We start from the raw sequence: 10,228 nt of genomic DNA on the forward strand, positions 1-10,228 counted from the left end.
GCTCGCGATAGGGTCATCACATTCAATATAGATGTTGACTGAACCACCGCTATCGCGAGCAGGCTCGCTCCCACAGGGGTTTTGTATTGCTGCATAGAGCGCACTTATAACCTGCCCATAAGTCAATTTTCGTCAGGTTCCACACTTCTTAAAATGCTTCGGTATTCAACCCCCGGAGCTTGCACCAAATGACTTCCCTCACGGTCACGGCACCTCTCGCCTCGGCCAGTCCGGCCGCCGTTACGCCTCCGGTCTTCGGCCCGCGGATCATCATCGGTCTGGTGGGCGTGTTGCTGGCGGTGTTGGTGTCGGGTCTCAACGAGATGGTGACCAAGGTCGCGCTGGCTGACATTCGCGGCGCATTGGCGATCGGCTACGACGAGGGCACCTGGCTGGTTGCCAGTTACACGGCGACCTCGGTAGCCGCCATGGCCTTCGCGCCCTGGTGCGCGGTGACGTTCTCGCTGCGGCGTTTCACCCTCTGCGCCATCAGCGCCTTCACCCTGCTGGGCGTGTTGTGCCCGTTCGCTCCGACCTACGAAAGCCTGCTGGTTATGCGCACCTTGCAAGGCCTGGCCGGCGGCGCACTTCCGCCGATGCTGATGACCGTCGCGCTGCGCTTTTTACCGGCCAATGTGAAGCTATACGGTCTGGCGGGGTATGCGCTGACGGCCACCTTCGGCCCAGGGCTCGGGACCCCTCTGGCCGGTTTGTGGACCGAGTACGTCGGCTGGCAATGGACCTTCTGGCAAATCATCGCACCGTGCCTGATTGCCATGGCTGCCGTGGCTTACGGTCTGCCGCAGGATCCGCTGCGTCTGGAGCGCTTCAAGCAGTTCAATTGGCGCGGCTTGCTGCTGGGTTTTCCGGCGATCTGCATGTTGGTGATCGGCATCCTGCAAGGCAATCGGCTCGACTGGTTCGAGTCGAGCCTGATCTGCGGATTGCTCGGCGGTGGGTTGCTGCTGTTGGTACTGTTTTTGATCAATGAATGGTCGCAGCCGATCCCGTTTTTCAAGATGCAGATGCTCGGCATCCGCAACCTGTCGTTCGCCTTGTTGACCCTGGCCGGCGTGTTGGTCGTGCTGCTGGCAGTGATCATCATCCCGTCCAGCTATCTGGCGCAGGTTCAGGGTTATCGCCCGGTTCAGACCGCGCCGATCATGCTGCTGGCGGCCCTGCCGCAGTTGATCGCGCTGCCGTTGGTGGCGGCGCTGTGCAACCTGCGTTGGGTCGATTGCCGCTGGGTGCTGGGGCTCGGCTTGAGCATGTTGGCGCTGTCATGCATCGGCGGTTCGCAGCTCACCTCGGTGTGGATACGCGACGATTTCTACGCGTTGCAATGGCTGCAAATCTTCGGTCAACCCATGGCGGTGCTGCCGTTGCTGATGCTCTCGACCGGCAGCATCACGCCGATGGAAGGCCCGTATGCCTCGGCCTGGTTCAACACCGTGAAAGGCCTGTCAGCGGTGGTCGCCACCGGGGTGATCGAGGCGTTGACCACGTCGCGGCTGCATTTCCATTCGACCATGCTGGTGGACAACCTCGGCAACTCCCCTCTGACCGACAGCGACAGCGCCGGCCTTGCCCATCGGCTGCATGAGCAGGCTGTGGTGCTGACGGCATCGGATCTTTATCTGTGCATGGCCGGCGTCGCGCTGACGTTGATCTTGCTGATTTTCTGGCTGCCGACGCGGATTTATCCACCGCGCGTACCGACATGAATGCTTCACTGAAACAGAAGGTTTTTATGACGACTCAAACAAAGCAAAAAGTGGCTGTCGGCGTCGCCGCAGTGGTGGCGGTCGGCGTGCTGATTTACCTGCTGGCGCCAGGCGTTTTCGGTAAGCGCACCCAGCAGAACACCAATGATGCCTTTGTCTCGGCGGACTTCACCTTGGTGGTGCCTCGCGTGGCGGGTTTCATCAAGGAAGTGCTGGTGGAAGACAACCAGCAGGTCAAGGCCGGGCAGTTGCTGGCGTTGATCGATGACCGCGACCTGCGTGCCGCCGCCCAAGCCGCCGATGCCGAAACGCTGGTGGCCAGGGCGCAACTGCAAAATGCTAAGGCGACCCTTGAACGCCAGACGTCGGTGATCGCTCAGGCCCAGGCCACGGTGGTGTCGGCCAAGGCTGAAATGGCCTTCGCCGAGCATGAACTGAACCGCTACAACCACCTCGCCGGGGTCGGTGCCGGCACTGTGCAGAATGCTCAGCAAGCGCGCACGCGCATCGATCAGGCCTCCGCGCGGTTGGCCAACGTCACGGCGGTGCTGGCGGCGGAACGCAAGCAGGTTGAGATCCTGACGGCTCAGCGCGACGCGGCCGACGGTGGATTGAAGCGGGCGCAAGCGGCGCTGGAAATGGCCAGCTACGAGTTGTCTTACACGCGCATCGTTGCCCCTCAGGACGGCATGGTGGGCGAGCGGGCTGTGCGGGTCGGCGCTTACGTAACGCCGGGCAGCAAGATTCTGGCGGTGGTGCCGCTGGCACAGGCTTACGTGGTCGCCAATTTCCAGGAAACCCAACTGACCGACGTGAAGCCTGGGCAGGATGTGCAAGTGCGTGTCGACAGCCTCGGTGGCGAGGTCCTGACGGGGCGCGTCGAGAGCATCGCGCCGGCGACCGGTGTGACGTTTGCGTCGATCAAACCGGACAATGCCACCGGCAACTTCACCAAGGTGGTGCAGCGAATTCCGGTGAAGATCATTCTGGATCCGGGGCAGGCATTGGCCGAGCGGTTGCGGGTGGGGATGTCGGTGGAGGCGAGGATTGATACGGCCAGTGAGGCGACTGCGTCCGAGGTGGTTCAGCGATGAAGATCTTCGTTGGCCACTGGCCTCAACTCACCCTGTGCGCCTCGCTGGTCATGAGCCTTTCCGCCTGCACCGTCGGCCCCGACTTCCAGAAGCCTCAACCCCAAAAAATCACTGAATGGTCAAAACCATCAAAAGCCGCCGCCAGCGAAGCGGTATCCACCGACATGAACGAACGCTGGTGGGACGTCTTCAACGACCCAAAACTCACGGCCCTGACCCAGCGCGCCTTGACCGATAACCTCGATCTGAAACTCGCCAGCAGCCGCTTGCAGCAAAGCCGTGCGGCGCGTCAGGTCATCACGGCCGACCGTTATCCGAATACCGCCGCCACCGGCAGCTACGGGCGCAAACGCAACAGCGGAGAAGGTCTGAACGACCCATCAGGCAACAACGGTGATTCGGCGTTCAACCTCTGGGACGCCGGCTTCTCCGCTTCCTGGGAACTGGATTTCTGGGGCCGTGTGCGCCGCGAAACCGAAGCCGCCGATGCGACCCTGGAAGTCGCGGAAAACGATCGCCGTGGGGTGCTGCTGTCGGTGCTCGCCGAAACCGCTCAGGACTATATTCAACTGCGCGGCGTGCAGAGCACGCGGGCCGTTACCGAGCAAAACCTCGAGGTCGCCCGGCACAGCCTGAAGCTTTCGCAACTGCGTCTGGCCGACGGCGTTGCCACTGACCTTGATGTCGCCGAAGCGGCTGCCCAAGTCGCCGCCATCGAGTCGCGTCTGCCCGCGCTGGAACAGCGCCAGTCACAACTGATCAACGCCCTGAGCTTGTTGATGGGCGAACCGCCTCAAGCGCTCCAGGCCGAGTTATCCACAGACGCCCCCGTGCCTTCGACACCGCGCCAGGTCGCCATTGGCCTGCCGTCGCAATTGGCTGAACGCCGCCCGGATATTCGTCAGGCCGAAGCCCGACTGCACGCCGCTACTGCGAGCATCGGCGTGGCCAAGGGGGACTTCTATCCGCGGATTACCCTGTCGGGCAACATCGGTTCGCAAGCCATGCAACTGAGCGATTTCGGCTCCTGGGGCTCGCGCTCGTTCGGCATCGGCCCGCAATTCAGCCTGCCGCTGTTCGATGGTGGCCGCCTGCGCGGGGTCCTGAACTTACGCGAGGCCCAGCAACAGGAAGCCGCCATCGCTTACCAGCAAACCGTCCTGCGCGCCTGGCATGAAATCGACGATCAACTGAGCGCCTACAACGCCAGCCAACTACGCCGCGACAGCCTCGCCGAAGCCGTCCGCCAAAACCGGATCGCCCTGCGCACCGCGCAGCAGCAATATGTGGAAGGGGTGGTGGATTTCGTTAACGTACTGACAGTGCAAGGCGCCTTGTTGGCGACACAGGAGCAGTTTGTCGAGAGCTCGACCGGGGTGTCGCTGGCGATGGTGGGTTTGTATAAGGCGTTGGGTGGGGGATGGGAGTCGGTGTATCCGTTGGCTAGTGTCGTTACCAGTAATCCGGTTTGATGGCGGGAGCCTTATGGGTCGGTACCCGTGCTTGAAATTGGTGTACCTGCAACTCTTCAGAGGTGACGACACGCCGCATCCAGTGAGAGTGCTCCTTCAAAGAACCTGGTGATGGGCGGTTTAACTCGGCACGGTGAGGAAGAATGACCCCGACTTTCATGTCAGGAAAATCTTCTCGAATTGCGTTCAGGGCTGGAGTCATGTCTGTGTCACTGGATACCAGGACTAGCTGTTCGATTTGTTTATTAGCATGGAGCTTGGTCTGTCTTGCGGCTGTGCGATACATGCTGATCGCAATGTGGACATCTGTCTCTTTCTCTTCAAGCTTCCAGATGTCGACTTTGTCTTGGCGAGAGGCGCCAGTTTTTCTGTCAATGAAGCGAGGTGCTTTCGCGGGCTCAAGCTTATGGCGACCGTAGTGAACGGCAACGTTGGTTGCTTTTAATGCACGCAAATAGGTGTCTTGAGCTTCTTTGGAGGCTCGGCCGCGAGTTGCAAGCTCTGGCTTGACGGATGAGGTGAAGTAATCAACCGAGATTAATGAGCTTTGGGGATTCTCGATGTAAGCGACATGGCCCAGCAAACTTTTCAGATTGAGCCATTTGTATGGCGTGCCCGCGAGTAATCCATAGAACACGTTGTAGCCATCGACAAAAAACGCGGTTCGCACAAACTCAATCCTCTGAAACGAAAAAACCGGCCGAAGCCGGTTTCTTCACCCCAACGGCCAGTGAATTTAATCTCTGCGTACGGGGTTCAGTTGGGGAATCCTAAGTCGGGTGTGTCATATACGTCAACCCACTGGCTGATCAACATTTGACTCGATTGAAGGATTTCCAGCGCCGGCGAGTCAGTTTTGATCGCCGACCTTGGTGATGGTCAAGGCGTTATCGGCCTGAGTTATTAGTAATTGCTACAGGAAGAGTGTTGAGGTGCTGCATTTCGATAAAGGTTTGAAGTGTCGATCGCTGCTCTCCGTATCGATTGAAAGTACGTTCCCAATCTGATGTGGGATTTATTACCGATAGCTACTGAAGGAAAGCCCACGTTTTCGTGCTGAGAAATCAGGCAATTTTGAAACAGCACATTTCTATCCAAGGACATCTATCCACTTGACGCCCACCCACCCTGTCATAGACTCCGCTCATCCGTCAGGGAGATACGGTTATGCGGCGTTTTTGTGTTTGGGTTATTGGATTGACCGTTGTGACCTGCGCAGTACACGCGCAAACGCCCGCGTCAGACGATCCGTTGTTGGAAAACAGCACCGCTGGCAGCAATGCGACAGCCAGCAGCGAGGCCCGGGGCGTGTTGCGTGCCCGGGATCAGGCGGTGCTCGCCAGTGAGTTGTCCGGGCGCATTGTCGAGCTGCCGTTCAGTGAGGGCGAGTCGTTCAAGAAGGGCGATACGCTGGCGCGTTTCGATTGTTCCGCTTATCAGGCCCAGCTCAATGCGGCGCAGGCTGCCAACCGTGGTGCGGGTGAAGAGCTGTCCCACAACAAACAGCTGGCGGCGTTGAATTCGGTCGGGCGTTTTGAAGTGGCGCGGGCTCAAGCCAAAGTCAGCGAGACGCAGGCGCAGTCTCAGGTTTATCAGGTTCAGGTGAAACGCTGCAGCGTGCTGGCGCCGTTCGATGGCCAGGTCGTCGAGCGCAAGGTCAAACGCTATGAAAGCGTGGCGGCCGGTGCACCGTTGCTGGATGTGGTAGACAATCGAACGCTGGAGATCCATCTGCTGGTGCCGTCACGCTGGATGGCCCGGCTCAAGCCCGGTCAGACCTTCAGCTTTGTCCCCGATGAAACCGGTCAAGCGCTGGATGCCACAGTCAAACGCCTCGGCGCTCGAATTGATGAAGGCAGCCAGACCTTGTTGCTGGTTGCAACACTGCCCAATGCCAACGGTTTGCTGGCCGGCATGAGCGGCACGGCGCGTTTCGCGGAGCTTAAATGAACGCGCCCGCTGCGAGCGGTGCCGAACAGGTCTTCGCCAGGTTTCTTGATCTCGAACGCCTGACCCGCGCTGCGCGCACGCCTGCGCAACTGGCCTACAGCCTGGTCAATGACGGGCAGGCGCTGTTTGGTTTTCGTCATGCGGCGCTGTTGATTGCCGGCAAGGTGCAGGCGGTGACGGGTGTCAGTGCCGTCGACCCGAATGCGCCATTCGTGGCGTTCGTCGAGCAGGCCGTGGCGCAGTTGTTCAAGGCCGATGTGCTGAAGCAGGCAAGGGTGATACCGGCGAATGTCCTCAGCGAATCGATTCAGGCCGATTGGCAAAGTCTTTCGGCGGCTCAGGTGTTTTGGCTGCCGCTGATCGATCACCAGGGCGAGGTATTCGGTGGGCTGTGGCTGGCGCGGGACCTGCCGTGGAACCCTTCCGAGCAAGTGCTGCTGTCGCAACTGGGCGACACTTACAGCCATGCCTGGTTGGCGCTGCAACCGCGCAAACCGTGGCGGCTGCGCTGGACCCGAAAACGTCGGGTGGCACTGGTCGCCGTGCTGTTGCTCGGGTTGCTGATCCCGGTGCGCCAATCGGTGCTGGCGCCGGCAGAAGTGGTTCCATTGGGCGGCCGCGTGGTGGCTGCGCCCTTGGACGGCGTGATTGCCGAATTCCTGGTCAAACCCAATCAGACGGTCAAAGCCGGCGACCTGTTGCTGCGCTTCGAAAGCACCACGCTCAAGGCCCAGGCCGATGTGGCCGAACGCGCCTTGGGGGTGGCCGAAGCTGAACTGAAGGCCAATTCCCAACGCTCGTTCGCCGATGCCGAGTCCAGCTCGAAGATCGATCTGCTGGCAGCGCGAGCCGAGCAAAAACGCGCCGAACGGGATTACGCCCGCGAATTGCTCAAACGCAGTGAAGTCCGCGCCGAGCGCGGCGGTATCGCGGTGTTCGCCGATGCGGAGCGCTGGACCGGCAAGCCGGTGCAGACCGGCGAGCGGCTGATGGAAATCGCTGACCCGACCCAGGCCGAGTTGCGCATCGAACTGGCGGTGGGCGACGCGATATCCCTTGAGCCCGGCGCGCAAGTCGCGCTGTTTCTCGACAGCGATCCGTTGCAGCGGCACTTGGCGAAACTCGAACGCTCGGCCTATGAGGCGCAACCCACCGCTGCCGGACAACTGGCTTATCGCCTGGATGCGAATTTCGAGGGCGCACCGCCGCGCATCGGCCTGCGCGGCACCGCTAAAATTTTCGGCGACCGTGCTCCGTTGGCGTTGTACCTGCTGCGTCGACCTCTGGCCGGGTTGCGCCAGAGTGTGGGGCTTTAGATGAGCCTGCCGAGCCTGCGGGCCGACTTGCAACTGTCCGTGGCGACTCCGGCCCTCGATGGCTCGCCGCGCTGGACCCTCGCCGACCCAGTGCGCGGGCGCTATTTCAAACTCGGTGCCGCCGCGATGCGGTTGCTGCGTCATTGGTCGTTGGGGGATCCCGAGCAGGTGTTACGCGCCGCCAACCGCGAGCCCGGGTTGCCACTCGATGGCGCTGAGCTTGAGCAGTTGCTGGGCTTTTTGCGTGGCCACGACCTGATCAGCGCACTCGACCCGCAACAGCGCGCCAGTTACAGCCTGAAGGCAGCCGCCCAGCGTCAGACGCTGTGGCAGATCCTGCTGCACCAATACCTGTTTTTTCGCATTCCCCTGTGGCGCCCCGACGCTTTTCTCAATCGTGCCTGGCCATGGATCGAGCGCTTCGGCCCGCGGGCGCTGCGCTACGGGTTGCCCGTGACGTTGGGGCTCGGGGTGTTTCTGGTGTCGCGGGACTGGCAGCGGTTTATCGCCACCTTCCCGCATCTGTTCAGTCTCGGCGGCGCTCTGGCGTTCGGTGTGGCGCTGTTTTTTGCCAAGCTCTGTCACGAGTTCGGCCACGCCTTCATGGCCAAGCGCGCGGGTTGTCGGGTGCAGAGCATGGGCGTGGCGTTCATGGTGTTGCTGCCGATGTTTTACACCGACGTCAGTGATGCCTGGCGGGTCAATGATCGTCGTGCGCGACTGTTGATCGGCGCCGGTGGTGTGCTGGCGGAATTGCTGCTGGCGAGCATTGCACTGCTGGTCTGGTCATTGCTGCCGGACGGTCCCGGGCGCACCGCTGCATTCATGCTCGCCAGTGCCACCTGGATCACCACGCTGGTGATCAACCTCAACCCGTTCATGCGCTTTGATGGTTACTTTTTGCTCAGCGACTTCTGGGAAGTGGACAACCTTCAAGGGCGAGCCTTTGCCTTGTGTCGTTGGCGGTTGCGCGAGTTTTTGTTCGGCTATGGGGCTGCGGCGCCGGAGCCCTGGTCGCCGAAGATGCAGCGTCGATTGCTGATCTGGGGCTATGGCGCGTGGCTGTGGCGTGCGGCGTTGTTTCTCGGGATCGCGCTGGCGGTCTATCACCTGTTCTTCAAGGTGTTGGGGATTTTCCTGATGCTGGTGGAGTTGGTTTGGTTCATCTTCCTGCCGATCTTGAGTGAGTGGCGGCAATGGTGGAGCCGACGGGAGCAAGCCTCTGTTCCCCGCGTGTTGCTCAGCGGTCTGGCCTTGCTCGGACTGGTGCTGGTGCTGGTTTTGCCGTGGCGCAGTGCGGTGGAGCTGCCGACGATGCTGGAAGCGGGACGCGCCAGTGCGTTGCACGCGCCCGTCGCGGCGCGGGTCAAAACGGTGAACGTGCATGACGGTCAGGTGGTTGCCCAGGGTGAGGTGCTGATCGAACTGGAATCGCCGGACCTGGACTCGCGCCAGGCCATCGTCCGGCGTGAAATCCAGATCCAGCAGTTGCAGATGCGCCGTCAGGCCAGTCGCAGCGAAACCGCCGCCGACGCCGGGATTGTCGAGCAACGTCTGGCGGAGGCGGTGGCCGACTATCGCGGGCTGGCCGCCCAGCGTGAACGTCTGCTGCTGCGCGCGCCCCACGCCGGCACCGTGCGCGATCTGTTGCCGCAACTGGTGGCAGGTCGCTGGTTGTCGACCAAAGATCCTCTGGCGCGGGTCGTTGAAGACGGTGCACGGTTGCGTGGCTATCTGGCCGAAGCCGAACTGTGGCGCGTGGCGCCGGGGGCCACCGGGCGGTTCATTGCCGATGATCCGATGCACCCGGCGATCGCCGTGCGATTGACCGAAATCGACACCAATGGCGCGGCCTATGTCGATCAGGAAGCGCTGACGTCCGATCACCACGGGCCGATTGCCGTGCGCCGGGATGCGCATCAACGGGCTGAGCCGGTGCAGGGACAATACGGGGCGCGGTTGAGCACCCTCGAAGCCGCGCCGACGCCGATGCAACCCTTGCGCGGCGTGGTGGTGTTGCAGGGCAGCGGCGAGTCGTTGTTGGGCGTGGCCTGGCGCCGCATGGCGGCGCTGGGTGTCAGGGAAAGCGGTTTCTAAGGAGAGCAGGTGATGGCGAATACCGAATCAGTAGCGGCCGATGGCTTGGTGGTTCGGCCCTCGCGGACCAGCGATGGGCCTTTTTTGCACAGTCTTTACCAGGCGGCGCGGCCGGATCTGCAATGGATCGACGGCGATCGAGAAGTGATTGAGCAGGTGGTCGCCCAGCAATTTCAGGTGCAGGAACAGGGATTGGGGGAGCGATTCCCCAACGCGATGCATTACGTGATTGAAAAGCTCGACACAGCCATCGGCGCGCTGACCACCGATTTTGGCCCCAATGAAATTCGCGTGTTGTACCTGGCATTCATTCCACAGGCCCGCGGCCAGGGTTTTGGCCGCAAGGTGCTGCAAGGTGTGCAACAAGCCGCCCAACAGATCCGCTGCCCGGTGGCTACGGTGGTCTGGGCCAACAATCCCCATGCGCGCCAGCATTACCTGGCGCTGGGGTTTCAGGTTGAAGAGTGCAGCCCGGCGGCGGAGCGGTTGGTGTGGTATCCACAAGGCTGAATCCACCCCCTGTAGGAGCGAGCCTGCTCGCGATGGCGGAGTATCAGTCACCATAGATGTGAATG

8 protein-coding genes are annotated in these 10,228 nt (G+C 61.4%); 7 read left to right on the forward strand and 1 reads right to left on the reverse strand.

Features of this window, described 5'->3' with window-relative positions; translation table 11 throughout:
* The first annotated feature begins 188 nt into the window (after positions 1-188).
* Genes QMX98_RS27565 through QMX98_RS27575 form a run of 3 tightly spaced genes read left to right on the forward strand, consistent with a single transcriptional unit; the run spans position 189 to position 4,290 of the window.
* The gene (locus QMX98_RS27565) at positions 189-1,724 is read left to right on the forward strand and encodes an MFS transporter (protein WP_282411672.1); all 1,536 of its coding nucleotides are present in this window, start codon (positions 189-191) and stop codon (positions 1,722-1,724) included.
* 26 nt (positions 1,725-1,750) lie between these two features.
* Positions 1,751-2,818, forward strand: a complete 1,068-nt coding sequence (locus QMX98_RS27570) for an HlyD family secretion protein (protein WP_010464922.1) — start codon at positions 1,751-1,753, stop codon at positions 2,816-2,818.
* Complete coding sequence (locus QMX98_RS27575; RefSeq protein WP_282411673.1) at positions 2,815-4,290, forward strand: efflux transporter outer membrane subunit; 1,476 nt, start codon at positions 2,815-2,817, stop codon at positions 4,288-4,290. The genes QMX98_RS27570 and QMX98_RS27575 overlap by 4 nt, the downstream gene beginning before the upstream one ends.
* Here QMX98_RS27575 and QMX98_RS27580 read toward each other — a convergent pair.
* Positions 4,271-4,960: an NYN domain-containing protein gene (locus QMX98_RS27580; RefSeq protein ID WP_282411674.1), complete on the reverse strand. Its 690-nt coding sequence runs from the start codon at positions 4,958-4,960 to the stop codon at positions 4,271-4,273. The genes QMX98_RS27575 and QMX98_RS27580 overlap by 20 nt on opposite strands.
* A gap of 497 nt (positions 4,961-5,457) precedes the next feature.
* On the opposite strand from QMX98_RS27580, the gene QMX98_RS27585 reads away from it, so the two are divergent.
* From QMX98_RS27585 to QMX98_RS27600, 4 genes are read left to right on the forward strand one after another with little or no spacing between them, the layout of a single operon-like run.
* Positions 5,458-6,240 carry an efflux RND transporter periplasmic adaptor subunit gene (locus QMX98_RS27585; protein WP_077750394.1) on the forward strand — a complete coding sequence of 261 codons (783 nt, stop codon included), beginning with the start codon at positions 5,458-5,460 and terminating at the stop codon, positions 6,238-6,240.
* The gene (locus tag QMX98_RS27590) at positions 6,237-7,556 is read left to right on the forward strand and encodes an HlyD family efflux transporter periplasmic adaptor subunit (protein ID WP_282411675.1); all 1,320 of its coding nucleotides are present in this window, start codon (positions 6,237-6,239) and stop codon (positions 7,554-7,556) included. The genes QMX98_RS27585 and QMX98_RS27590 overlap by 4 nt, the downstream gene beginning before the upstream one ends.
* Positions 7,557-9,653 (forward strand): HlyD family efflux transporter periplasmic adaptor subunit, encoded by a 2,097-nt coding sequence (locus QMX98_RS27595; protein ID WP_282411676.1) that lies wholly within the window; start codon positions 7,557-7,559, stop codon positions 9,651-9,653.
* Between the two features lie 12 nt (positions 9,654-9,665).
* Complete coding sequence (locus QMX98_RS27600) at positions 9,666-10,163, forward strand: GNAT family N-acetyltransferase (RefSeq protein ID WP_077750391.1); 498 nt, start codon at positions 9,666-9,668, stop codon at positions 10,161-10,163.
* Positions 10,164-10,228: the final 65 nt, after the last annotated feature.

This window comes from Pseudomonas sp. PS02303 (genome assembly GCF_029959925.1).
Classification (GTDB): Bacteria; Pseudomonadota; Gammaproteobacteria; order Pseudomonadales; family Pseudomonadaceae; genus Aquipseudomonas; species Aquipseudomonas mandelii.